This window comes from Hydrogenophaga sp. (assembly GCF_019635465.1).
In the GTDB taxonomy this organism is placed as follows: Bacteria; Pseudomonadota; Gammaproteobacteria; order Burkholderiales; family Burkholderiaceae_C; genus Hydrogenophaga.
Map to the genome: position 1 here is coordinate 15,719 of NZ_JAHBZK010000017.1, position 24,296 is coordinate 40,014.

The 24,296-nt window shown below is 68.9% G+C and carries 22 protein-coding genes; 6 read left to right on the plus strand and 16 right to left on the minus strand.

Annotated features, from left to right (window positions below; translation table 11 throughout):
• Nucleotides 1–3: 3 nt before the first annotated feature.
• The gene (locus KF871_RS15275) at nucleotides 4–1,020 is read left to right on the plus strand and encodes a TRAP transporter substrate-binding protein (protein ID WP_291144329.1); all 1,017 of its coding nucleotides are present in this window, start codon (nucleotides 4–6) and stop codon (nucleotides 1,018–1,020) included.
• Between the two features lie 70 nt (nucleotides 1,021–1,090).
• On the opposite strand, the gene KF871_RS15280 is transcribed toward KF871_RS15275, so the two are convergent.
• The gene (locus tag KF871_RS15280; protein ID WP_291144332.1) at nucleotides 1,091–1,747 is read right to left on the minus strand and encodes a hypothetical protein; all 657 of its coding nucleotides are present in this window, start codon (nucleotides 1,745–1,747) and stop codon (nucleotides 1,091–1,093) included.
• A gap of 190 nt (nucleotides 1,748–1,937) precedes the next feature.
• Between KF871_RS15280 and KF871_RS15285 the strand changes: the two genes are divergently transcribed.
• From KF871_RS15285 to KF871_RS15295, 3 genes are all read left to right on the plus strand, one after another.
• Nucleotides 1,938–2,426, plus strand: coding sequence for a VOC family protein (locus tag KF871_RS15285; protein ID WP_291144335.1), 489 nt, complete (start codon nucleotides 1,938–1,940; stop codon nucleotides 2,424–2,426).
• Between the two features lie 224 nt (nucleotides 2,427–2,650).
• Entirely contained in the window at nucleotides 2,651–3,889 is a 1,239-nt protein-coding gene (locus KF871_RS15290; protein ID WP_291144338.1) for an ammonium transporter, read from the plus strand.
• 28 nt (nucleotides 3,890–3,917) lie between these two features.
• A complete protein-coding gene (locus tag KF871_RS15295) occupies nucleotides 3,918–4,250 on the plus strand; it encodes a hypothetical protein (RefSeq protein WP_291144340.1) in 333 nt (110 codons plus the stop codon).
• A 38-nt stretch (nucleotides 4,251–4,288) separates the two neighbouring features.
• On the opposite strand, the gene KF871_RS15300 is transcribed toward KF871_RS15295, so the two are convergent.
• The 5 genes from KF871_RS15300 to KF871_RS15320 form a co-directional block, all read right to left on the minus strand.
• Nucleotides 4,289–5,185, minus strand: coding sequence for a 2-hydroxy-3-oxopropionate reductase (locus KF871_RS15300; RefSeq protein WP_291144343.1), 897 nt, complete (start codon nucleotides 5,183–5,185; stop codon nucleotides 4,289–4,291).
• 28 nt (nucleotides 5,186–5,213) lie between these two features.
• Nucleotides 5,214–6,005: an aldolase/citrate lyase family protein gene (locus KF871_RS15305; RefSeq protein WP_291144345.1), complete on the minus strand. Its 792-nt coding sequence runs from the start codon at nucleotides 6,003–6,005 to the stop codon at nucleotides 5,214–5,216.
• 45 nt (nucleotides 6,006–6,050) lie between these two features.
• On the minus strand, nucleotides 6,051–7,397 hold the full coding sequence (gudD, locus tag KF871_RS15310; protein WP_291144349.1) for a glucarate dehydratase: 1,347 nt from the start codon (nucleotides 7,395–7,397) through the stop codon (nucleotides 6,051–6,053).
• Between the two features lie 16 nt (nucleotides 7,398–7,413).
• Nucleotides 7,414–8,364: a tripartite tricarboxylate transporter substrate binding protein gene (locus KF871_RS15315; protein ID WP_291144351.1), complete on the minus strand. Its 951-nt coding sequence runs from the start codon at nucleotides 8,362–8,364 to the stop codon at nucleotides 7,414–7,416.
• Nucleotides 8,365–8,522: 158 nt separating this feature from the next.
• Nucleotides 8,523–9,557 carry a LacI family DNA-binding transcriptional regulator gene (locus KF871_RS15320; RefSeq protein ID WP_291144354.1) on the minus strand — a complete coding sequence of 345 codons (1,035 nt, stop codon included), beginning with the start codon at nucleotides 9,555–9,557 and terminating at the stop codon, nucleotides 8,523–8,525.
• Between the two features lie 173 nt (nucleotides 9,558–9,730).
• Here KF871_RS15320 and garD point away from each other — a divergent pair, with 173 nt between their 5' ends.
• The gene (gene garD, locus KF871_RS15325; RefSeq protein ID WP_291144358.1) at nucleotides 9,731–11,317 is read left to right on the plus strand and encodes a galactarate dehydratase; all 1,587 of its coding nucleotides are present in this window, start codon (nucleotides 9,731–9,733) and stop codon (nucleotides 11,315–11,317) included.
• A 15-nt stretch (nucleotides 11,318–11,332) separates the two neighbouring features.
• Here garD and pgi read toward each other — a convergent pair whose 3' ends face one another.
• The 10 genes from pgi to mutL all read right to left on the minus strand — a co-directional run bounded on the left by pgi (nucleotide 11,333) and on the right by mutL (nucleotide 23,563).
• Entirely contained in the window at nucleotides 11,333–12,919 is a 1,587-nt protein-coding gene (gene pgi / locus KF871_RS15330) for a glucose-6-phosphate isomerase (RefSeq protein ID WP_291144362.1), read from the minus strand.
• Nucleotides 12,920–12,924: 5 nt separating this feature from the next.
• Nucleotides 12,925–13,563: a bifunctional 4-hydroxy-2-oxoglutarate aldolase/2-dehydro-3-deoxy-phosphogluconate aldolase gene (gene eda, locus KF871_RS15335; RefSeq protein WP_291144365.1), complete on the minus strand. Its 639-nt coding sequence runs from the start codon at nucleotides 13,561–13,563 to the stop codon at nucleotides 12,925–12,927.
• Nucleotides 13,564–13,576: 13 nt separating this feature from the next.
• Nucleotides 13,577–15,400 (minus strand): phosphogluconate dehydratase, encoded by a 1,824-nt coding sequence (gene edd, locus KF871_RS15340; RefSeq protein ID WP_291144367.1) that lies wholly within the window; start codon nucleotides 15,398–15,400, stop codon nucleotides 13,577–13,579.
• A 130-nt stretch (nucleotides 15,401–15,530) separates the two neighbouring features.
• On the minus strand, nucleotides 15,531–16,229 hold the full coding sequence (pgl, locus tag KF871_RS15345) for a 6-phosphogluconolactonase (RefSeq protein ID WP_291144370.1): 699 nt from the start codon (nucleotides 16,227–16,229) through the stop codon (nucleotides 15,531–15,533).
• Entirely contained in the window at nucleotides 16,226–17,692 is a 1,467-nt protein-coding gene (zwf, locus tag KF871_RS15350) for a glucose-6-phosphate dehydrogenase (protein ID WP_291144372.1), read from the minus strand. Before zwf ends, pgl begins: the two co-directional genes overlap by 4 nt.
• A gap of 120 nt (nucleotides 17,693–17,812) precedes the next feature.
• Nucleotides 17,813–18,472: an ABC transporter ATP-binding protein gene (locus KF871_RS15355; protein WP_291144375.1), complete on the minus strand. Its 660-nt coding sequence runs from the start codon at nucleotides 18,470–18,472 to the stop codon at nucleotides 17,813–17,815.
• Complete coding sequence (miaA, locus tag KF871_RS15360) at nucleotides 18,469–19,437, minus strand: tRNA (adenosine(37)-N6)-dimethylallyltransferase MiaA (protein WP_291144376.1); 969 nt, start codon at nucleotides 19,435–19,437, stop codon at nucleotides 18,469–18,471. Before miaA ends, KF871_RS15355 begins: the two co-directional genes overlap by 4 nt.
• Nucleotides 19,434–20,663: a multidrug effflux MFS transporter gene (locus KF871_RS15365; RefSeq protein WP_367172061.1), complete on the minus strand. Its 1,230-nt coding sequence runs from the start codon at nucleotides 20,661–20,663 to the stop codon at nucleotides 19,434–19,436. Before KF871_RS15365 ends, miaA begins: the two co-directional genes overlap by 4 nt.
• A 104-nt stretch (nucleotides 20,664–20,767) precedes the next feature.
• Nucleotides 20,768–21,643: an alpha/beta fold hydrolase gene (locus KF871_RS15370; RefSeq protein ID WP_291144381.1), complete on the minus strand. Its 876-nt coding sequence runs from the start codon at nucleotides 21,641–21,643 to the stop codon at nucleotides 20,768–20,770.
• Between the two features lie 66 nt (nucleotides 21,644–21,709).
• Complete coding sequence (gene mutL, locus KF871_RS15375) at nucleotides 21,710–23,563, minus strand: DNA mismatch repair endonuclease MutL (protein ID WP_291144383.1); 1,854 nt, start codon at nucleotides 23,561–23,563, stop codon at nucleotides 21,710–21,712.
• Nucleotides 23,564–23,621: 58 nt separating this feature from the next.
• Between mutL and KF871_RS15380 the strand changes: the two genes are divergently transcribed.
• Nucleotides 23,622–24,287 (plus strand): DedA family protein, encoded by a 666-nt coding sequence (locus KF871_RS15380; RefSeq protein ID WP_291144386.1) that lies wholly within the window; start codon nucleotides 23,622–23,624, stop codon nucleotides 24,285–24,287.
• Nucleotides 24,288–24,296: the final 9 nt, after the last annotated feature.

Consider the following 24,296-nt stretch of genomic DNA (forward strand, 5'->3'; position numbering starts at 1 on the left):
ACCATGAAACTCAAACAACTCGTGCTGACCCTCGGCGTGGCGCTGGCCGCGGCGGCCGGTGGCATTGCCCACGCGCAGGACATCAAGCCGCGTCTTATCCGCTTCGGCTACGGCCTCAACGAAGTGTCCAACCAGGGCCGCGCCGCCAAGCTGTTTGCCGAAGAGGTCGAGAAAGCCTCGGGCGGCAAGATGAAGGTGCGCGCCATCGGCGCCGCCGCGCTCGGCTCCGACGTGCAGATGCAGCAGGCCCTCATCGGGGGTGCGCAGGAAATGATGGTCGGCTCCACCGCCACCCTGGTCGGTATCACCAAAGAGATGGCCATCTGGGACACCCCCTTCCTGTTCAACAACGCGCAGGAAGCCGACGCCGTGCTCGACGGCCCGGTGGGCCAGAAGGTGATGGACAAGCTGCAGGAGAAAGGCCTCGTCGGCCTGGTCTACTGGGAGAACGGCTTTCGCAACCTCACCAACAACAAGCGCGCGGTCAACAAGCTTGAAGACTTCGATGGCATCAAGCTGCGCGTGATGCAGAACAACGTCTTCATCGACAGCTTCAAGACCCTGGGTGCCAACGCCGTGCCGTTGCCGTTCTCCGAGCTGTTCACCGCGCTCGAGACCAAGACCGTCGACGGCCAGGAGAACCCCTACAACACCATCCTGTCCAGCAAGTTCTACGAGGTGCAGAAGTACCTGACCGTGACCAACCACGTCTACAGCCCCTGGATCGTGACGGTGAGCAAGAAGTGGTGGGACCAGCTCAGCAAGGACGAGCAGAAGGTGCTGATGGATGCCGCCGTGAAGAGCCGCGACTTCGAACGCAAGGACACCCGCGCTGAAGCCGACAAGGCGCTCGCCGAACTCAAGGGCAAGGGCATGCAGATCAACCAGCTCAGCCCGGCCGAAGCCAACCGCATGCGCGAGAAACTGGGCGCGGTCAACGCCAGCATCGCCGCCAACGTGGGTGAAGATCTGTGGAAAGACACCCAGGCCGCGATCGCCAAGGCGCGCGGCGGCAAGTGATCCTGGCCTCTCCATAAGAAAGGCCGGCCTCACAGAGGCCGGCCTTTTCCTTGTCATGATGCGCTGTGGGTCACTTGGCGGGCCGCACGCGCGACAGCAACTCGGCGTCCAGCACGCCTGCACCCTGAGGGTGAGACGCCGGGCGTTCGACATGGCGCTTGATGGTTGCCAGTCCGTCCGCCGGTGCGGCCCAGCGCGTCTCGGCCTCGCCCAGGTTGTCGGTCCATTGCAGCTTCCATGCCTTGAAGGTGCCGGCCGGCACCGTCACGTCTTCATAAGCCACCACCTTCCATTGGATCGTGAGCGTCCGCTTGGCGCCCGTCACGAAGTTGGTCACTTCGTGGGTGGAGGTCCAGGTTTTTCCCAGCTCCAGCGGCCAGCGGTAACCCATGGGCGGGTTGAACGCTGCGAGCGGCGAACCATCAGGTCGCTGGTAGGCCACCACGTCGAAGGTGACTGGGTCGTGCAGCGACACGCCGGCCTGCGGGGCACCGAAAGCAATCATGGGCTTGCCCTGCCAGCTGGCAGGCGCGTGCGTCCATGTCACCTTGCCATCGAAAATGCCCAGACTGCCAGAGCTCTTTCGGTGGAAGGTGGTGACGGTGCCCATGGGATCGGGGACCATCCTCTCGGCCACGGGCGGCGTGCTGGCGCAACCGGCGGACAAGACGACGGCCGCCGCGGTGGCGGTCATCAGCAGGACGTTGGCTCTTCTTGTGGTTCGCATGAATGTCTCCGTTGGTGGACTGGGGGTGCAGGCGTTCAGGCCTGCTGAAAACCACTCTAGGAACTCCGGCACACCGGTTTTTGATTTGCGTCAAACCCCGTTTCGGGCAGGTGTTCCCCGGCAGCCTTCCCGCACAAGGCTTGACCGGCGTCAAATGGGCGGTAATTCCTCAATCAACACGGAGAGTTCCATGCTCGCCAAGAACACCATCTGCCTCTGGTACGAGCGCGATGCGCTCGATGCGGCCACCTTCTACGCCGCGACCTTTGCCGACAGCAGCGTGGGCCGCGTGTTGCGCGCGCCCGGCGACTACCCCTCGGGCACGCAAGGCGACGTGCTCACGGTGGAGTTCACCGTACTTGGCATTCCGTGTCTGGGCCTCAATGGCGGGCCGGCGTTCCCTCAGTCCGAGGCGTTCTCGTTTCAAGTGGCCACCGATGACCAGGCCGAGACCGACCGGTTGTGGCACGCCATCGTGGACAACGGCGGACAGGAAAGCGAATGCGGTTGGTGCAAGGACCGCTGGGGCCTGTCCTGGCAGATCACCCCGCGTGTGCTCACCGAGGCCATCAACGACCCCGATCGCGCAGCGGCCAAGCGGGCCTTCGACGCGATGATGACCATGCGCAAGATCAACGTGGCGGCCATCGAACGGGCCTGGCGTGGCGCTGGGGGCTGAGGCGAGGTTGCTGCTGCGTTTTCGGCAGCACGGGCGTGTGGTTGGGTGCGGGGGTTCGGCCGCGCGAGTGAGGCCGCGCGTGTGACTTAGTACCTGCTGCCCATGTACTAGGCAGGTTTGCATAGACCCCTGGCGCTACCGGCCGTCGTGGTCGTGGCGGAACCGCAGGACGCGCGACGCAGAGTCGCGGCTTTTCGTCCATCCACCGATCCAGGAAACGACTCATGCCTGCCAACCCCATTGCCGCGGCAGCGGCCACTCCCGCCATCCAGGGTGCCGATACGGCCTGGATGCTGGTCTCCACCGTGCTGGTGTTCCTCATGACCATGCCCGGGCTCATGCTCTTCTACAGCGGCATGCTGCGCAAGCGCAACGCGCTGTCGATCATGGCGCAGACCATTGCCTCGATCGGCGTGGTCACCGTGTTGTGGGCAGCGCTGGGCTACACGCTGGCGTTCGACGTGGGCAACGGATGGTGGGGTGGTCTGAGCAAGGCCTGGGCATCCGGTCTGGTCGGTCCTCTGTCTCAGGCCCATGTGCTGGCTCCCACGGTGCCGGAGTCGGTGTTCTTCCTGTTTCAGATGGGTTTCGCCATCGTGGCCTTTGCCCTGGTCCTCGGCGCCACCGCGGAGCGCATGCGCATCGGCGTGGCCATGGTGTTTGCCGCGGGCTGGTTGCTGCTGGTGTATGCACCCGTCGCGCACTGGGTCTGGCACCCGACAGGCTGGCTGGCCAGCATGGGTCACATGGATTTCGCTGGCGGCACCGTGGTGCACATTGCCGCCGGCGCGAGTGGTCTGGCGGCGGCGGTGGCGTGTGGCGCGCGTCGCGGCTTCGGCAAGGAGCCGATGGCCCCGCACAACCTCACGCTCACGGTGTTGGGTGCCGGCCTGCTGTGGGCAGGCTGGTTCGGCTTCAACGCGGGCTCCGCTTTTGAGGCGGGCACGCGCGCAGCCGGTGCACTGCTGGTCACGCAGGTGGCGGCCGGGGCCGGCGCACTGGCCTGGGGCTTTGCCGAAATGCTGCGGCGCCAGCAGATGAGCGTGCTGGGCATGGCCACAGGCGCCATTGCCGGGCTGATCGCGATCACGCCCGCCTCGGGGTTCGTCGGCGTGTCGGGCGGACTGGCCATCGGCGTTCTAGGCAGTCTGGCCTGCTTTGGGGCGGTGAGCTACTTCAAAGCGCTCACGGGCATCGACGACTCGCTCGACGTGTTCGCGCTGCATGGTGTCGGTGGCCTGGTCGGCACGGTGCTGACGCCTGTGTTTGCCCTGCCGTCCATTGCACCCGTCACGGCCACACCCCTGGTCAATCTGGTCGGCGCGCTGGCTGTGCTCGTGTACGCAGCGGCGGCCAGCTACGTTTTGCTGAAGTGCATTCAGTTCGTGGTGGGACTGCGTGTCACCGCCAAGCAGGAGTCCGTCGGACTCGACCTGGCGCAGCACGGCGAGAGCGCCACGTGATGACGGACCTTTGGCCGGAGACACCTGAATGAGCGCGTTCCAACAGTCCGATTTCATCGCGCATGCCCTGCGCATGGTGGTGCCCATGCGCCGTGAGTTCGGTCGCAGCGTCAACGTGCAGACCATGCTGGCCGATCCCGGCTACGCGCAGGAGGTGTGTGAGGTCGCGCTGGGCAGCACCAACGCGCAACTGCGCGAGCAGGCGGCATACCTCCAGCGCCTGTTGGGGGGGCCACGGCAAGCCGCTGCGGCACCGGCGCAGGCCGCTGCACCTTCCGTCGCAGACGATGACGACCACTCGACAGAGAGCGAGCGTCTGCGGTCGCTGCAGGCCGAGAAGTACCGGCGCGGCGTTCGCTGAACGCGGTGCGGGGCGGGGCGCCATTGCCCCGCGGGTGGTCACCCCTTGGCCACTGGGTGCTCGGCCATGATCTCCAGCGCCCGCACCAGCGCCGAGTGATCGAGCTCGGCCAGGCCGTGAGCGGCGCAGGCCTGCATCAGCTGTGCGGCGTTGGCCGTCTGCGGCAAGGCCACGCCGAGCTCGCGCGCACCCTGCAGGGCCAGGCCCAGATCCTTCTGGTGCAGCTTGATGCGAAAGCCGGGGTTGAAGGTGCGCTTGATCATGCGCTCGCCGTGCACCTCGAGGATGCGACTGGCTGCGAAGCCGCCCATGAGTGCGCTGCGCACCTTGGCCGGGTCGGCGCCGGCCTTGCTGGCGAACACCAGGGCCTCGCTCACGGCGGCGATGTTGAGCGCCACGATGATCTGGTTGGCCACCTTCGTGGTCTGACCATCGCCATTGCCGCCCACCAGGGTGATGTTCTTGCCCATCAGCGCCAGCAGGGGCCTGATGCGCTCGAACACGGCTTCGTCGCCGCCACACATGATGGTCAGCGACGCGGCCTTGGCGCCCACCTCGCCACCCGAGACCGGCGCGTCGATGTAGTCGGCACCCAGTTCGTTGATGCGCTGGGCGAACGCCTTGGTGGCCATGGGCGAGATGGAACTCATGTCGACCACCACCTTGCGTGCACCGGTGTGGCCCTTGAGCCCTTCGGCCACGCCGCCTTCGCCGAACAGCACGGTTTCGACGTCCGGGGTGTCGGGCAGCATGGTGAAGATCACCTCGGCCTCGCGCGCCACGGCGGCAGCGCTGGCCGCGCGCACACCGCCGGCGGCGGTGATCGTTTCGGGTGGCTCGCGGCGGGTGTGGACGGTGAGGGCATGGCCCGCGTTGACGAGGTGCAGGGCCATGGGGGTGCCCATGATGCCCAGGCCGATGAAGCCGACTTTCATAAGGTGCCTATGCAATGGAGAGCTTGGGTCAGTAGCCGCCTTCGGGCTTGGCGGCCTTCATGCCGCCGCGCATGGCGCTCACGACCTGCTGCGCGCCCGCGGCCATGAGCCGGGCGTCGGAGCTGATGGTGACGAACTGAAAGCCCATGGCGATGCGCTTGAGCGCGGCCTCGGGCGTGCCGTTGTGGATGCCGGCCACGATGCCGTGCGCCTTGGCGCGCGCCAGGATGTGCTGCACCGCGTCGGCTGCCTTGGCGTCAAGGTTGTCGAAGGTGGGTGTGCAGCCCAGTGCCAGCGACAGGTCCGACGGTCCGATGTAGATCGCATCCAGCCCCGGGGTGGACAGGATGTCGTCGAGGTTGTCGAGCGCCTGCGCGGTCTCGATCATGGCGAAGGTGACGATGGTGTCGTTGGCGTGCGCGGGGTAGTCGGCGCCGCCGTAGAGCAGGGCACGCACCGGGCCGAAGCTGCGTGTGCCGCGCGGCGCGTAGTGGGTGCAGGCCACCAGCCTCTCCGCGTCGGCGCGCGTGTTCACCATGGGGCAGATCACGCCATAGGCGCCGGCGTCGAGCACCTTCATCAGGATGCCGGGCTCCAGCCAGGGCACGCGCACCACCGGCACCGTGGCGGTGGTGCTGATGGCTTGCAGCATGGGCACCATGGCCTGGTAGTCCACCACGCCGTGCTGCAGGTCGATGGTGAGCGAGTCCCAGCCCTGGTGGGCCATGGTCTCGGCCGAGAAGCTGTTGGCGATGGCCAGCCAGCCGTTGACCACGGCGCCGCCGTTGGCCCAGATTTCGCGCAGTCGGTTGGGGCGCATGGGGGGTGTGCGTTGTGCGTTGGGGGTTGAGCGCTCTGTGCGGGCTTACCGGTCCAGGGCGGGGCGTTTGGGGTTGAAGGTCCAGTTGGGGATCAGGTGCTGCATGGCCAAGGCATCGTCGCGCGCGCCCAGGCCGTGCTGTTTGTACAGCTGATGGGCCTTGTCGACCTCGCCCATGTCGAGCTCGATGCCCAGGCCGGGACGCCTGGGTACCGACACGTGGCCGTCGACGATCTGCAGCGGCTCCTTCGTGAGGCGCTGGCCGTCCTGCCAGATCCAGTGCGTGTCGATGGCGGTGACCTTGCCCGGCGCGGCCGCACCCACGTGGGTGAACATGGCCAGCGACACGTCGAAGTGGTTGTTGGAATGCGAGCCCCAGGTGAGGCCCCAGTCGCGGCAGGTCTGCGCCACGCGCACGCTGCCGGCCATGGTCCAGAAGTGCGGGTCGGCCAGCGGAATGTCCACGCTCTGCAGCGACAGCGCGTGGCTGAGCTGGCGCCAGTCGGTGGCGACCATGTTGGTGGCCGTGGGCAGGCCGGTGGCGCGGCGGAACTCGGCCATCACCTCGCGGCCCGAGAAGCCGTCCTCGGCACCGCAGGGGTCTTCGGCATAGGCCACCACGCCGCGCATGCGCAGGCCCAGGCGGATGGCGTCCCTGAGCAGCCAGCCGCCGTTGGGGTCGAGCGTGACGCGGGCATCGGGGAAGCGTTCATGCAATGCGGTCACCGCATCCACTTCCTCGTCGCCACGCAGCACGCCGCCCTTGAGCTTGAAATCGTTGAAGCCGTAGCGCTCACGCGCGGCTTCGGCCATGCGCACGATGGCCTCGGGCGTCATCGCCTGCTCATGGCGCAGGCGGCACCAGGTGTCGGGCTGATCGGGTTCGCTGGCGTAGGGCAATGGTGTCCGGGTGCGATCGCCCACGAAGAACAGGTAGCCCAGCATCTCCACCCGATCGCGCTGCTGGCCTTCACCCAGCAGTGCGGCCACCGGAACTTCCAGGTGCTGGCCCAGGAGGTCGAGCAGAGCAGATTCGACCGCGGTCACCGCATGGATCGCGGTGCGCAGGTCGAAGGTCTGCAGGCCGCGCCCACCGGCGTCGCGATCGGCAAAGCGCGTTTGCAGCTCGCGCAGCAGGCGCAGGTGGTTGCCGATGGGCTGGCCCACCACCAGCTCGCGCGCGTCTTCCAGGGTCTGACGGATCTTTTCGCCGCCAGGCACCTCGCCCACGCCCGTGCGCCCGGCGCTGTCGCGCAGGATCAGCAGGTTGCGGGTGAAGAAGGGTGCGTGCGCCCCGCTCAGGTTGAGCAGCATGCCGTCGCGGCCGGCGACCGGAATGGCGATCAGCTCGGTGACGCGGGGGGTGGCACCCACAGGGACGGGGTTGAGCATGGTGGGCAACGGCGGATCAGTTGGACTTGATGCCGCGGCTTTCGATCAGCTTCTTCCAGCGCTCGAATTCGGCGGCCTGGAAGGCGGTGAACTGCTCGGGCGTGTTGGCCACGATCTCGAAGCCCAGGGCCAGCAGCTTGGGTTTGATGGCCGGATCGTTGAGAGCGTCCTTGATGGCGTCGTGCAGCTTGGCCCGGACATCGGCCGGGATGCCTTTGGGCGCGGCCACCGCCTGCCACGAATACACGTTGGCGTCCTTGATGCCCAGCTCGTTGAGCGAGGGCACATCGGGCAGCAAGGGCGAGCGTTGTGCGCTGGTGATGGCCAGGGCGCGCAGCTTGCCACCCTGAATCTGCGGCATCGCAGTGTTGATGTTCATGAAGGAGCAGTCGACTTGGTTGCCCAGCAGGTCGGTCATCACCGGGCCGCCGCCTTTGTAGGGCACGTGCACGCCGGAGGTGCCGGTCTGCTGCCAGTACAGCTCGGCGGTCAGGTGGTCGGAGCTGCCGTTGCCCGAAGAGGCAAAGGTCATCTTGCCGGGGTTGGCCTTCTGGTAGGCCATGACATCGGCCATGGACTTGTGCGGCGAGGCGGCGGGCACCACCAGGACGTTGGGTGCCTGCACCGCCACGGTGATGAGGTCGAAGTCCTTGGTGGCGTCGTAGGTCACCTTGGTCAGGTGCGGGGCGATCACGAAGGGGCCGAGCGAGGACACAAACAGCGTGTTGCCGTCGGGTGCCGAGCGCGTCACCAGGGCCGCGCCGATGGTGCCGGTGGCGCCGGGCTTGTTGTCGATGATGAAGGTGCCACCCAGCTTGTCCTGCAGTTTGGGTTGCAGGGTGCGGGCAATCATGTCGGTGGAGCCGCCGGGCGGGAAGGGCACGACGATGGTGACCGGCTTGTCGGGCCAGGCCAGGGCCGAGGTGAGGGTGAGCGTGGCGCCGATGGCGCACAGCAGCTGCTTCATGGGTGTGTCTCCTGTCGGGTGGAAATGGCTGTCCAAGGCCGGCGTGGTCGGAATGGTACCGGTACCAAATCGGTCTGGCGCGAATGGTACCGGTACCAGTGGAGGGCGTCAATGCGCGTTCGTCGCCGTCAGGGATGACCCTGAGCCTGGCTGGATGTTCAGCCGGTGGTGTCGCGTTCGACGATGGAAAAGCCCACGTCGATGACCCGCTGGGCCACCTCGCGGCCTTCGGCCCGGTCGATCAGGTGGCGGGCGGCCAGGCGGCCCATATCGGCGCCGTTGATGCGCACGGTACTCAGCGCTGGCGCCATGTCGGCGGCGAAGGGCACGTCGCCGAAGCCGATCAGCGCCACGTCGTCCGGCACGGCGATGCCGCGCACCCGCGCCTCGGTGGCCACCCCCAGCGCGAGCAGATCGGAGCTGCAGAAGATGGCGTCGACATCCGCCCGCTGGTCCAGCAGCCGCGCCAGCGCGTCGCGACCACTGCGCAAGGAGCGCGAGACCCCGACGTTGATGTCGGTGACTTCGCCACCATGAGCACGCTTGACCGTGTCGATGAAGGCCTGGGCACGGCGCTCGGCGCGCTCGTCGCTGGCACGGATCAGCGCCAGCCGGCGCCGCCCTTTGCCCATGAGAAAGCGCGCCACCTCCCGCCCGATGTCGGCGTGCGAGAAACCCACCAGCATGTCGATGGGTGTCGGGGTCAGGTCCCAGGTCTCGACCACCGGAATGCCCGACGCCAGCAGGCGCGTGCGGCCCTGGCTGGGTCGCAGGATGCCGGTGAGAAAGATGCCATCCGGGCGCCGGCCGACGATGGCTTCGAGCAAGGCCTCCTCGCGCTCGGCCGAATAGTCGGACTGACCGAGCATGAGCTGGTAGCCGGCGCCGAAGAGCGCGTCGTTGAGCGCCTCGATGGTGGGCATGAAGACCGACATCACCGTGCTGGGCACCACCGCGGCAATAAGCCGGCTGCGCGACGAGGCCAGTCCGCCGGCCATGCGGTTGGGTACGTAGCCGGTCTTGCGCACCACCTCCAGCACGCGCTCGCGCACATCGACGGACACCTGCTCGGGCGTGTTGACCACGCGCGAGACGGTGATGGGTGCGACGCCGGCCATGCGGGCCACGTCGCGCACGGTGATGGCCCCGCTGCGGCGGCGCGAGCGACGGGCGGGGTTGGAAGGATCGTCCATGAGCGGCGTAGAATGGTACCGGTACCAAGCCGGTGGCGCCAGCCTATCGATGCAAGGCATCGACTGCGGCGGGCAAACGGGATCATAGGAGACGGCGCATGCCGGACATCGCACCCCCTCAAACAGTCTTGGCGGCCTCAACGCCATCGGTCATCAGCCCGCGAGCAATCCGCATGCACCCGGCCGACAACGTGGCCATCGTGGCCAACGACGGTGGCCTGGACGCGGGCGCCGTTCTGCCCGAGGGGCCCGTGCTGGTCGAGCGGGTGCCGCAGGGTCACAAGGTGGCGCTGGTGGACCTGCCGGCCGGCACCGCAGTGCAACGCTACGGCGTGACCATTGGCTTTGCGCTGGAAGACATCGCCTCCGGTGCCTGGGTGCACGAGCGTCGACTGCGCATGCCCGAGGCGCGCGGGCTGGATGATCTGCCCATGGCCACCCAGGGCGCAACGACCCTGCCACCGCTGGCGGGTTACACCTTCGAGGGCTACCGCAACCCAGACGGCTCAGTCGGCACGCGCAACATCCTGGCCATCACGCAGACGGTGCAGTGCGTGGCCGGTGTCACCGACTTCGCGGTGCAGCGCATCAAGGCCGAACTCCTGCCCAGGTACCCGAACGTCGACGACGTGGTGGCGCTGGAGCACGGCTACGGCTGCGGCGTCGCGATCGACGCACCCGATGCGGTGATCCCCATCCGCACCCTGCGCCACATCAGCCAGAACCCCAACTTCGGCGGCGAGGTGATGGTGGTGAGCCTGGGGTGCGAGAAGCTGCAGCCCGAGCGGCTCTTCCCGCCCAACGCGATCCCGATCCAGGACACCCGTGGAACCGGCTCTGCCGGGCCACTGGGTGTGCCCCCCCTTCCAAGGGGGGAGACGCGAAGCGGCGCAGGGGGGTTTGACACCGTCTGTCTTCAGGACGATGCCCACGTCGGCTTCATGAGCATGGTGGATTCGATCCTGCGCCAGGCCGAGGTGCACCTGAAGCGCCTGAACGCGCGCCGCCGCGAGACCGTGCCCGCCAGCGAGCTGGTGGTCGGTGTGCAATGCGGTGGCAGCGATGCCTTTAGCGGTGTGACCGCCAACCCCGCGGTGGGCTTCTGCACCGATCTGCTGGTGCGCGCCGGCGCCAGCGTGATGTTCTCCGAAACCACCGAGGTGCGAGACGGCATTGCGCAACTCACCGCGCGCGCCACCACGCCCGAGGTGGCGCAGGCCATGGTGCGCGAAATGGCGTGGTACGACGATTACCTCAAACGCGGCAGCGTGGACCGCAGCGCCAACACCACGCCGGGCAACAAGAAAGGTGGCCTGTCCAACATCGTTGAGAAGGCCATGGGCTCGATCGTGAAGTCGGGCAGCGCGCCGATCGCCAACGTACTGTCACCCGGCGAGAAGTTGCGCGCCAAGGGCCTGACCTACGCCGCCACGCCGGCGAGCGACTTCATCTGCGGCACGCTGCAACTGGCCGCCGGCATGAACCTGCACGTGTTCACCACCGGCCGCGGCACGCCCTACGGCCTGGCCGCGGTGCCGGTGATCAAGGTCGCCACGCGCAGCGACCTCGCGCGGCGCTGGCACGACCTGATGGACATCAACGCGGGAACGATCGCGGATGGTCAGGCCTCGATCGAAGAGGTGGGCTGGGAGCTGTTCCGTTGCATGCTCGATGTGGCCAGCGGTCGCCGCAAGACCTGGGCGGAACAGTGGAAGCTGCACAACCAGCTGGTGCTTTTCAACCCCGCACCGGTGACCTGAGCGCCGGTTCGCGCCTCAGCCGCCGGCCTCCATGGCCTTGGCCATGGTCTTGCCCAGCTCCACACCCCACTGATCAAACGCGTTGATGCGCCAGATGGCGGCCTGGGAAAACACCTTGTGCTCGTACAGCGCGATCAGGGCGCCCAGCCGTTCGGGGTCGAGGCGGTCGAGCCAGAGGATGTGGCTCGGGATGTCGCCAGGGAAGCTGCGCGCCTGCGCCATCGCTTGCGCGGTGGTCGCATCGGCGCCGTCTTTCAACAGCAAGGCTTCGGTCTCTTCGGGCGTGCGGCCCAGCGCCATGGCCTGCGCCTGCGCGCGCAGGTTCAGGTTGACCACGTGGTGATGGGTGGCGGCCATCGGCAGCGGCGTGTCTTCGCTCTGCACCCCGATGAAGTCCACCGGCACGCGGTGTGTGCCCTGGTGAATGAGCTGGAAGTAGGCGTGCTGGCCATCGATGCCCAGACCGCCCCAGACGATGGGGCCGGTGTCCACCGTGGTGGGTGTGCCATCGATGTGGGTGTGCTTGCCGTTGGACTCCATGTCCATCTGCTGCACGAAGGGCACGAAGCGCACCAGGCGCGAGGCATAGCTGACGATGAGTTGCGTGGGGCGGCGCAGGAAGTTGCGTTGCCAGATGCCGTGCAACGCCAGCCGCACGGGCAGGTTGCTCGCCAGAGGCGCGTTGCAGAAGTGCGCGTCCATGGCCCGCCCACCGGCCAGCAATTGTTTGAACGCATCGGCGCCAATGCCCAGTGCCAGCGGTAGCCCGAGCGAGGACCACAGCGAATAGCGCCCGCCCACCCAGTCCCAGAACAGGAAGGTGCGCTCGGGCGCGTAGCCAAGTTCGGCGGACTTGGCGGGCGAGGCGGTGATGGCCACCAGGTGCTGGGTGATCGCATCGGCAGGCACGCCCTGGTCGGCCAGCCAGTGGCGCGCACTGGCGGCGTTGGTCAATGTCTCCTGCGTGGTGAAGGTCTTGCTGGAGACCACCACCAGCGTGCGCCTGGCGTCCAGCCCGCGCAGCACCTGCCACAGCGCCCAGGCGTCGGGGTTGGAGACGTAGTGCACGCGCAGCGTGGGGCTGGCCAGGTGGGCCAGTGCGTCGGCCGCCATACGTGGGCCCAGGTCAGAGCCGCCGATGCCGATGTTGACCACGTCGGTGAAGGCCTCGCCACCGCTGCCACGCACGGTGCCCTGGCACACGGCGTCGGCGAAGTGGCACACGCGGTCGAGTTCGCGCTGCACCAGCGCCTGGATGTCGCTGCCCCAGGGGCCGCCGCTGGCGTCGCCACGCAAGGCCACGTGCAGCACGGGGCGGTCTTCGGTGACGTTGATGCGGTCACCGCGGAACATGGCCTCGCGCTGGCCAGCCAGATCGCTCTGTGCGGCCAGATCGAGCAATGCCTGCTCAATCGCGCGGTCGATCGGCTGGCGGCTGGCGTCGAGGGTGATACCGGCGGCCGACCAGGTCATGGCTTTCGCGCGATCGGGCTCGGCGAGCAGGTCGCGCAGATGGCGCTGGGGCTGCGCGGCGGCCGCCGCAAGCTGCGGCCAGGCAGGCAAGGTGGTGGGCAGGGCGGGGGGCAGGGCGGACTCGGGCATGCGGCTCATTGTGCGCGGGCGAGGTTGCTGGCTTCGCGTGCCAGCCGGGTGATGCGCGCCCAGTCGCCGTCGCGCAGCGCGTCGGCCGGTGTGAGCCAGGAGCCGCCGGCCATGGCCACGTTGGGCAGCGCCAGGAACTCGCGCAGGTTGTCCGGGCTGACGCCGCCCGTGGGGCAGAAGCGCACGTCGGGGATGGGCGCGCCCAGTGCCTTGAGCATGGCAATGCCGCCGGCCTGTTGGGCGGGGAAGAGCTTCATCAGCGTGAAGCCGTGGTCGCGCGCGCGCATCACTTCGCCGGGCGTCATCACACCCGGGATGAAGGGCAGGCCGGTGGCGCGCATGGCGTCCACAAGTGCGTCGGTGCAACCGGGCGACAGAGCAAATCGCGCGCCCGCGTCGATCACGCGCGGCACGTCGCTGGCGCGGGTCACGGTGCCGGCACCCAGATGCATCTGCGGCACGGCCTTGGCCACGGCCTCGATGGCGTCGAGCGCCACGTCCGAGCGCAGCGTGATTTCCATGACGTCGATGCCGCCTTCGAGCAATGCATGCGCCAGCGGCACGGCCTGCTTGGCGTCGGCTAGCACGATGACCGGGACGACGCGCGACGTGAAGGTGGGGTGTTGCAGGTGTTGGTCTTGCATGGTTTGGTCGGGTTCAGGCCAGCAGGGGCGAGGCGCCTTGCTCGGCGCCGCTCACGTGGGCGCGGAACAGGCCGAAGAGCTCGCGGCCGGTGCCGTGCGTGTTGGCCGTCAGGTCGGGATGATGCACCTCGCGCGCGGCCAGCGTGGCTTCGTCCACGTCCACGCGCAGCAGACCACGATCGGCGTCGAGGGTGATGATGTCGCCGTCGCGCACGCGCGCGATCGGGCCATCGGCCAGCGCTTCGGGCGTGCAGTGGATGGCGGCCGGCACTTTGCCGGACGCGCCCGACATGCGCCCGTCGGTGACCAGCGCCACCTTGAAGCCCTTGTCCTGCAGCACCGCCAGCGGCGGCGTGAGCTTGTGCAGCTCGGGCATGCCATTGGCGCGCGGGCCCTGGTAGCGCACCACCGCCACAAAGTCCTTCTCCAGCTCGCCGGCCTTGAACTTCGCCAGCAGCTCTTGCTGGTCGTGCACCACCACCGCCGGCGCGCGCACCACCCGGTGGGCCGGTTTGACGGCCGACACCTTGATCACGCTGCGACCCAGGTTGCCGGTGAGCAGGCGCAGCCCGCCATCGGCGCTGAAGGGGTTGCTTACCGGGCGCAACACGTCGAGGTCGCCGCTGGTCTCGGGCACGGCGCGCCAGCTCAGCCGCTCGCTGTCGAGCCAGGGCTCCACGCCGTAGGCGGCCAGGCCCTGGCCCATGACGGTGGCCACGTCCTCGTGCAGCAGGCCGGCCACGCGCAGCTCGCGCATCAGCAAGCCCAGCCCCCCCGCCGCGTGGAAGTGGTTCACGTCGGCGCCGCCATTGGGGTAGACGCGCGCCAGCAAAGGCACCACCGCCGACAGCTCGGCGAAGTCGTCCCAGTCGATCAGGATGCCGGCGGCGCGCGCCATGGCCACCAGGTGCAGGGTGTGGTTGGTGGAGCCGCCCGTGGCCAGCAGGCCGACGATGCCGTTGACGATGGTCTTCTCACTCACGATGTCGGCGAGGCACACCGCTGTCTGCCCGGTTCGGCCGGTGTTGGCCACCACACGCTCGACCGCTGCCTTGGTCAATGCCTCGCGCAGCGGTGTGCCCGGGTTGACGAAGGAGCTGCCGGGCAGGTGCAGGCCCATCACCTCCATCAGCATCTGGTTGCTGTTGGCGGTGCCGTAGAAGGTGCAGGTGCCGGGGCTGTGGTACGCACGGGCCTCGGATTCGAGCAGCGCCTCGCGACCCACCAGACCCTGCGCGAACTGCTGGCGCACCTTGGCCTTCTCGTCGTTGGACAGGCCCGAGGTCATGGGGCCGGCGGGCACGAACACGGTGGACAGGTGGCCGAACTGCAGTGCGCCCATGAACAGGCCGGGCACGATCTTGTCGCACACGCCGAGCATCAGCGCGGCGTCGAACACCTTGTGCGACAAGGCCACCGCGGTGGCCAGCGCGATGGTGTCGCGCGAGAACAGCGACAGCTCCATGCCGGCCTCGCCCTGCGTGATGCCGTCGCACATGGCGGGCACACCGCCGGCCACCTGCGCGGTGGCGCCGATCTGTTGGGCGTGCCAGCGGATCAGGCCGGGGTAACTCTCGAAGGGCTGGTGAGCCGAGAGCATGTCGTTGTAGGCGGTGACGATGCCCAGGTGCGGCGCACGTTCGGCGTGGATGCGCAGCTTGTCGTCGTTGGGCAGGGCGGCGGTGGTGTGCGCCATGTTGGCGCAACCCAGGCCGGCGCGCTGCGTGCCCTGGGTGCGCTGCTCGGCGGTGTGCTCGAGGTAGGCGTGGCGGCTGGGCGCGCTGCGTTCGATGACGCGGCGCGTGACGTGGTCGAGGACGGGGTCGATGTGGCTCATGGCTTGGCGGAGTGTGATCGCAGTCGAGCGATGCGACCTGGGCGCGGGGCACCGAGGAACCGGCTTTGCCGGGCCTCTGGTGCCGCCCCCTTGAGGGGGTCGCGCGCAGCGCGGCGGGGGTGTTTCATGTTCAGGCCAGCCAGACTTGTATGGGGGTCTGGTGCTGATGGAGCAAGAGTGAAATGGGCAGCGCCACGTCTTCACGCAGTCGCGCCTGCTGGTACACGCGCAGCTTGGCGGGGCCGGTCAGGGGCAGCACCAGCTCGCGCGTGGCCAGCAGGGCCGGCAGCGTGAGGGTCAGGCGGGGGTGGGGGGCGTTGATCGGCCGCGTCCAGGCCACGGGGCCATTGGCGTGCAGGGCCTGCGACAAGCCCGGCGCCGCGGGAAAGAGCGAGGCGGTGTGGCCGTCTTCGCCCATGCCCAGCACGGCGATGTCCCAGGGCCAGGGTTGCGTGGCCAGGCGCAGGCTGGCAGCGTCAGCCAAGCCTTGCAGCGCGGCGTCGTCGAGGGTGTCGGGCAAGGTGTCGAACCAGGGCACGAAGGTGGCAGCGGCCGCCGCGTCCTGCAGCAAGTGGGTGCGCACCAGCGCGGTGTTGCTGTCGAGGTGATCGTGCGGCACGCAGCGCTCGTCCACCAGCGTGATGCTCACCCGCGACCAGTCGAGCGGCTGCTTGCGCAGGACCTGAAACAGCGGCAGGGGCGATTTGCCACCCGAGACCGCCAACACCGCATGGCCACGCGACTCGATGGCGGCGTGCAGGCGCAGGCCGATCCACGCGCCCAGACGCTGGGCCAGCTCGGTCGGGGTGTTGCAGATCTGTTCGTTCATGCCTCTTCGGACCAGGCGCTGTCCTCGCGCGCCATCAGCGCCGACGACGCGGCCGGGCCCCAGCTGCCGGCGGCGTAGGGCCTGGGCCGCTCGCCCAGCGACTGCCAGCCGGCAATGATGGGCTCGACCCAGGTCCAGGCGGCCTCGAGTTCGTCGCGCCGCATGAAGTGGGTCAGCCTGCCCTTGATGACGTCGATGAGCAAGCGCTCGTAGGCCTCGGCGCGACGACCGGTCATGGCCGACTGCAGGTCCAGGTCGAGCGAGACCGGGCGCAGTTTCATGCCGCTGCCGGGCTGCTTGGCCATCATCTGCAGCTGCACGTGCTCTTCGGGTTGCAGGCGGATCAGCAGGCGGTTGACGGGCACGCGCGGCGTGTCAGGGAACAGCGAGTAGGGCAGTGGCGCGAACTCGACCACGATTTCGCTGCGGCGCTCGGCCAGGCGTTTGCCGGTGCGCAAAAAGATGGGCACGTTGGCCCAGCGCCAGTTGTTGATGTGCGCGCGCAGCGCGACGAAGGTCTCGGTCTCGCTGGTGGCCGGCACGTTGTCTTCCTGCAGGTAGCCGATCGCTCGCTCGCTGCCCACGTTGCCCGCGGTGTACTGGCCCCGCACGGTGTCGCGCGCCACGTCGGCCACCGACATGGGGCGCAGCGAGCGCAGCACCTTGAGCTTTTCATCGCGCACCGCGTCGGGGTCGAGCGAGACCGGCGGCTCCATGGCAACGATGCACAGCAACTGCAGCAAATGGTTCTGCACCATGTCGCGCAGCGCGCCCGTGCCGTCGTAGAAGCCGGCGCGGCTGCCCACGCCGACGGACTCGGCCACGGTGATCTGCACGCTCTTGATGCTGGGGCTGCGCCACAGCGGCTCGAAGATGGCGTTGCCAAAGCGCAGCACCATCAGGTTCTGCACCGTCTCCTTGCCGAGGTAGTGGTCGATGCGGAAGGTCTGCTGTTCGCTGAAGTACTTCGCCACCTCGTCGTTGATGGCGCGCGCCGAAGCGAGGTCGTGGCCGAGCGGCTTTTCCAGCACCACGCGCGAGTGGGCGTCGATCAGGCCTGCGCCGTGCAGGTTGGCGCAGATCGCGGTGAACAGGGTGGGGGCGGTGGCCAGGTAGTACACGCGCTCGGCACCGGGGCGCAGCGCCTGGCCCAGCGCGGCAAAGTCTTCAGCACGGTTGGCGTCGACGCTGACGTAGGCCAGGCGATCGATGAAGCCGCTCCAGGCCTTGGCGTCGAACTCGCCGCTGCTGATGAAGCCGCGCACCTTGTCGTCGACGAAGCCGGTGAAGGCGGCGCGGTCCCAGGCGTGGCGGCCCAGGGCGACGATGCGCGTGCCGTCGGGCAGCGTCTTGTGCAGGTGGGCCATGTACAGCGCCGGCAGCAGCTTGCGCACCGACAGGTCGCCGGCGCCGCCGAAGATGATCAGGTCGAGGGTGGTGGGGGTGGGGCTGTCTGTCTCCATGGCCTGTTCGCGTTACATGCAAGTGCGATGGTAATGTAATTAAGTTACCTGTGGGTTACGGATTGGGCGATCCACCCGCACGTCCGAAAGAAGCGCAGGCGCGAAACGCGGTCAGTGCCGTCAGCCGCGAGAAGCGTCGAGCAGGCCGTCCCGCGTCAGGCGCAGCACCCGGTCGGCCCGTGCCGCCGCGGCGTCGGCGTGGGTGACCAGCAGCAGCGAGCTGCCGTGTTCGCGCGTCTGCGTCTGCAGCAGATCGAGCACGCGGGCGGCGGTGTCGGGGTCGAGGTTGCCGGTGGGTTCGTCGGCCAGCACCACGCTGGGCCGGTGCACCAGCGCGCGGGCGATGGCCACGCGCTGCAGTTGCCCGCCCGAGAGTTGCGCCGGCAGGCGCGGCCCGAGCCCGCCCAGACCCACGGCGTCGAGCATGGCCTGCACGCGCGCGTCGTCGTGCTGGTTCAGCAGCATCAACGGCAGGCCGATGTTTTGCGCCACGTCCAGGTGCGGCAGCACGTGAAAGGCCTGGAACACGAAGCCCAGGTGGCGGCGGCGCCAATGCGCGCGGCGCGTCTCGTCCAGCGCGGCAAGGTCGGTGCCGTCGTGCTCGACGCTGCCGTCCTGCCAGCTGTCCAGCGCCGCCAGGCAGTTGAGCAGGCTGGATTTGCCCACGCCCGATTCGCCCACGATGGCCACGAACTCGCCCGGCGCCAGATCCAGGTCCACGTGCTGGAACACCGTGGCATCGCCATAGCGTTTGGCCAGCTGGCGGGCGCGCAGGCTCATGGCGCGGCGTCCAGCCAGTGCGCGGCCAGGGCCATCACCTGGTCCAGCGCGTTGGGTGCATCGGCGGCCACCACCTGGCGCGCGGGCAGCGAGCGAAGCCAGGTGAGCTGGCGCTTGGCGAGCTGGCGGGTGGCAAAGATGCCGCGGTCGCGCAACTCGGCCAGGGCGACGGCGTCGGGTTGCGGTTGCGCATCCAGCGCGGCCCACACCTGCCGATAGCCCACGCAACGCATCGATGGCAGCTCGGGGTGCAGGTCGCCGCGCTGGCGCAGGGTGCGCACCTCGTCCACCAGACCCGCGGCCAGCATGGCGTCGAAGCGTTGGGCGATGCGCTCATGCAGCCAGGTGCGGTCGGTGGGTTCGAGCGAGATCAGGTGGTCTTCCTGAAGCGGGCTGTGCGGGTCGTGATCGCGCCCCGAGTGGAAGGCCGACAAGGGTTGCCCCGACACCTCGTACACCTCCAGCGCGCGCTGGATGCGCTGAGCGTCATTGGGGAACAGGCGCGCGGCGGTGGTGGGGTCCACGCGCTGCAACTCGGCGTGCAGGGCCGGCCAGCCGAGGTCGCGTGCGCGGGCCTCCAGGCGCTCGCGCACGGTGGCGTCGGCGGCGGGCAGGTCATCGAGCCCGCTCAGCAAGGCCTTGAAGTACAGCATGGTGCCGCCCACCAGCAAGGCAATGCGCCCGCGCGACCGGATCTCGGTCACCAGGCGGGTGGCGTCGCGCACGAAATCGGCCGCGCTGTAGGGCTGGGCCGGGTCGCGGATGTCGATCAGGTGGTGGGGTACCGCCGCCAGCTCGGCCGCGCTGGGCTTGGCGGTGCCGATGTCCATGCCGCGGTACACCAGCGCCGAGTCGACGCTGATGATCTCGATCGGCCAGCGCGCAGCCAGGGCCAGCGCCGCCGCCGTCTTGCCGCTGGCGGTGGGGCCGGCGAGTGCCAGACAGCGTGGCGCGTTGGGGGTCACGAGGTCTTGAGCCGCTGCGGCGCGGGATGGGGCTCGCCGTGGCGCTGCACCAGGGTCCAGGCCGTGCCGCTGATGACGGCGCTCCAGAACCAGATGCCATCGGTGAGCGGGCGCACTGTGCCCGCGCCCAGCGAGGGCGTGGACAGCGCCAGGCCCAGCCACCCGCCCACCGCAAAGGCCACCAGCATCATCAGGAAGCCGGCCAGGGCCGACGCTGCGCCAGCGGTCTGCGGGAAGGGCGCCACCGCGCCACTCTGGCCGCAGGGCTGGTGCACGCCGTGGCCAAGCATGAACAGGTAGAACGGCAGCAGCACGCTCCACAGGCTGTGCACGCCCAGCAGCGGCAGCGCGCCCATGAGGGTGCCGCCGGTGAGCGTGACCACCGCCGCCAGCGCCACGGTGCGGCGCACGCCCAGGCGCACCAGCAGGCGACGGCAGATGAAGGTGCCCACGATGTAGCTCAGCGACATGGTGAACATCACCAGGCCGTACTGCGTCTTGCTCAAGCCCAGCACGCCGATCATCACGAACGAGGACGAGGCGAGGTAGGTGAACAGCCCGGCGTAGGAGCCGGTGGCCAGCAGCGTCCAGGCCCAGAAGGTGGGGTGGCGTGCGATCTGCAGCCAGTTGGCGATCAGGCGGCCGGGCTGCAGCGCCTGCGGGTTGCGCTGCGGCAGCGATTCTTCGAAGCGCCACACCAGCACCGCCAGCGTGATGGCCGCGAACACCGCCAGCGACAGCAGGGCCACGCGCCAGCCGAACAGGTCGGACAGCAGGCCGCCGGTGGGCGCGGCGGCACAGGCGATCACGCCCAGCCCGGTCAGGCCCTTGCTCATCATGCGGGCGCCTTCGGTGGGGGCGTACAGGTCGCGCACGATGGCGCGCGCACACATCACCGCCGAGCCCATGCCCACGCCCTGCAAGGTGCGCCAGGCAATCAGGTTGCCCATGGAGGTGGCAAAGGCACCGCCGATGGCGGCCACCACGAACAGGCCCATGCCCCACAACAGGATGGGCTTGCGCCCGAAGCGGTCCGACAGCGGGCCCCACACCAGTTGCGAGGTGCCGAAGGCCAGCAGCAGCGCAGTGAGCGTGAGCTGCGCCTGCGGCATGGACGCGCCAAAGCCCTGGGTGATGGCGGGCAGGGCCGGCAGGTACAGATCGGTGGTGATGGGCTGCATGCCCAGCAACAAGGTGAGCACCAGCACGACCAGGGCGGGCGACATGGCGGACGGCGCGCTGGCCGCGGAGACGGACGACGAGGGAGACATCCGGGCGAGGGTAGCAGAAGCGATGCGGGTTTTCCCGGTACTCCCCGGGGGTGGACCGGTCAGCGCTCGACCACGCGGATGCCGTCGTCCAGCCCGAAGAGCGCCGCCAGCGCCTCGCGGTATTGCCCCTGGCCGACCGAGTTGGTGTTGTGGTGCGAACCGCCCTCGACCAGCACAAAGCGCTTGGGTTCGCGCGCGGCCTCGAACAGCCGTTGCCCCAGTTCGGGCTTGATCAACCCATCCGCGCTGCCGTGCACCACCAGCAGCGGCGAGCCGATGTCGGCCACGCGCTCGATCGACTCGAAGCGCTGGGTGATCAGGGGCGACAGCGGCAGCCAGCCCCATTTGAAGGTGCTCACCACGTCGGGTATGGAGGTGAAGGTGCCTTCGACCAGGGTGCCTTTTTCGTCGCTGACCTGGGTGGCGAGGTTGATGGCCAGTGCGCCTCCCAGCGAGTGGCCAAAGATGTAGCGCGGGCGATCGGGGTGGTTCTTCGCCAGCCAGTCCCAGGCGGCGCGCGCGTCTTCGGTGGCCAGTTGTTCCGATGGCAGCACGTTGCTGCTCTTGCCAAAGCCGCGGTAGTCCACCCCCAGCACCGAGAAGCCCAGCTCCTGCATGCGGCGCATGCGCATGGCCGAGCCGGTGACGTTGAAGCGCGCGCCGTGCAGGTACAGAAGCACCGGCGCATCGGCGCGGCGGGCGAAGTTGTCGTTCTGTGCCCACAGGGCGTGCAGCCGCACGGGCTCACCGGTGACGGTGGAGGTGTAGTGGATCCAGATGTCCTCCATGCCCTCGGCCGCGTAGGCGCCGCCGCTCCAGGTGCGGTCGGAGGGCTGGAAGATCCAGCTGCGCTGCTTCTCGTCCAGCGTGGCGCAGCCGGCCAGCAGGGCCAGGGTGGCAAGGGCGGCGGCAATGGCGAGCAACCAGCGCTTCATGACCGCAGCTTGATGCAAATGGCGGGCCAGAAGTTCAATGCGCAGGCCGCCGGGCGGCCGCGCCGATCAGCGGCCCCGCAGGAACAGCGCGTCGAGCTCGCGCAGGCTGAGCTGGCGCCAGGTGGGGCGGCCGTGGTTGCACTGGTCGCTGCGCTCGGTCACTTCCATCTGGCGCAGCAGGGCGTTCATTTCGTCCACGGTCAGGCGCCGGTTGGCCCGCACTGCGCCGTGGCAGGCCATGGTGGCCAGCAGTTCGTGCTCGGCGCGTTGCAGCACCTGCGTGGCCTCGTGCTGGGCCAGCTCGCCCAGCACGCTGCGCGCCAGCGCTACCGGGTCGCCTTGCGCCAGGGTGGTGGGCACGGCGCGCACCGCCAGGGTGCGTGGCGACAGGGGCGTCACCTCCAGGCCCAGTGCCCCCAGAGTGGTGCTGCCGGTCTCGGCGGTGGCCACTTCTTCGGGGGTGGCGCTGAAGGTGGCCGGAATCAGCAAGGGCTGGCTCTGCACGTCGCGCGCGTCGAGCTGGCGTTTGAGGCGTTCGTACACGATGCGCTCGTGCGCGGCGTGCATGTCGACGATCACCAGGCCCTGGGCGTTCTCGGCCAGGATGTACACGCCCTGCAGCTGGGCAATGGCGCGCCCGAGCGGCCACTCGCCCTCGGGCAGGGCCTGGGCCGAGGCTGCGACAGGCGAGGTCGGCCGGTCGGGCTCAAGCAGCGCGGTGGCGTCGGCGGCCACCGGGACAGACTGGCCCCACAGGGCCGACACGTCGTTCACCCGGTGCCCGGCCTCGGCCTCGCGCGGTGCAAAGCTGAAGCCGGACTGGCGCGTGGGCGGCGACCAGGGCGCGACCTCGGGCGTGAGGGCCGCAGCGGCGGCGGGCAGCTGACCGGCCCGGGGCACGGCCAGCGCGCTTTGCACCGCCTGCTGCACCGCGTGGTGTACCTCGCGGCTGTCGCGAAAGCGCACCTCGATCTTGGTGGGGTGCACGTTGACGTCCACCCGCGTGGGGTCGATGTCGATGTAGAGCGCGTAGACCGGCTGCCGGTGGCCGTGCAGCACGTCCTCGTAGGCGGCGCGCGCGGCGTGGCCGATCACCTTGTCGCGCACATAGCGGCCATTGACGTAGGCGAACTGCAGGTCGGCGCGCGAGCGCGCCACGTCGGGCAGGCCGGCGTAGCCGCGCACCCGCAGGCCGCGCGCCATCGAGCCATCGGCCGGCCACTGCAGCGCCACCGCCTGCTCGACGAAGTCGCTGCCCAGCACCTCGGCCAGGCGCAGCGGCGTGGCGTCGGTGGCCTCGCCCGGCACCGCGCGCCACTGGGTCACCAGCTTGCCCTCGTGCCAGATGGCAAAGCCCACGTCCGGGCGGGCCAGGGCGTGGCGGCGAACGGCCTCCACGCAGTGGGCGAGCTCGGTGCTGTCGGACTTCAGAAACTTGCGCCGCGCCGGCGTGGCAAAAAACAGCTCGCGCACCTCGATGGTGGTGCCGCGCTGGCGCGCCCCGGGCGAGAGCTCGCCGCTGCGCGCCTGCAGCAGCCAGGCGTGCGGCGCTTCGTCGGTGCGCGAGAGCAGCGAGACCTCGGCCACCGAGGCGATGGCGGCCAGCGCCTCGCCACGAAAGCCCATGGTGCCCACGGCTTCCAGCTCGGCCAGGTTGCTGATCTTGCTGGTGGCGTGGCGCTTGAGGGCCTGCGCCATCTCGGCCTGCGCAATGCCGATGCCATCGTCTTCCACCGTGATCAGGCGCACCCCGCCGCCCAGCAGGCGCACGGTGATCTGCGATGCGCCCGCGTCCAGCGCGTTGTCGACCAGCTCGCGCACCACCGAGGCCGGGCGTTCGACCACCTCGCCGGCCGCGATCTGGCTGATCAGTTCGTCGGGCAGTTCGCGGATGGGGCGGCGCGCGGGCAGGGCAGACATGCGCGGGATTGTAGGAAGGCCCCGAAGGCGTCACCCGCGGTGGTGATAATCCGCCGCCATGGAACTGGTCAGCTATCTCATCGACTTCATCCTGCACGTGGACCAACACCTGCAGGCCTTTGTGCAGGCCTACGGCGCATGGGTGTACGCGCTGCTGTTCCTGATCATCTTCACCGAGACCGGTGTGGTGGTCATGCCCTTCCTGCCGGGCGACTCGCTCCTGTTTGTGGTGGGTGCGTTGTGCGGCGCCGGCCTCATGAGCCTGCCGCTGGCCATGGCGCTGCTGGTGGTGGCCGCCATCCTGGGCGACCAGACCAACTATTCCATCGGCCGCTACTTCGGCCCCAAGGTGTTCCAGTGGGAGAACTCGCGTCTCTTCAACAAGGACGCCTTCAACCAGGCCCACGCCTTCTACGAGCGCTACGGCGGCATCACCATCATCCTGGCGCGCTTCATGCCCTTCATTCGCACCTTCGCGCCCTTCGTGGCCGGTGTGGCCGAGATGACCCGCACCAAGTTCACCGCCTACAACGTCGTCGGCGCGCTGATCTGGGTGATCGGTCTGCTGGGCGCGGGCTATCTGTTCGGCAACCTGCCCTGGGTGCAGGCCAACCTGAGCAAGATCATCTGGGGCCTGATCCTCATCCCCGGCCTGATCGCGATCTTTGGCGCCTGGCGCGCCAGGCGCAACGCGGCAAAGGACGCGGCGCTGCGCGGGGAGTGACCGGCCACG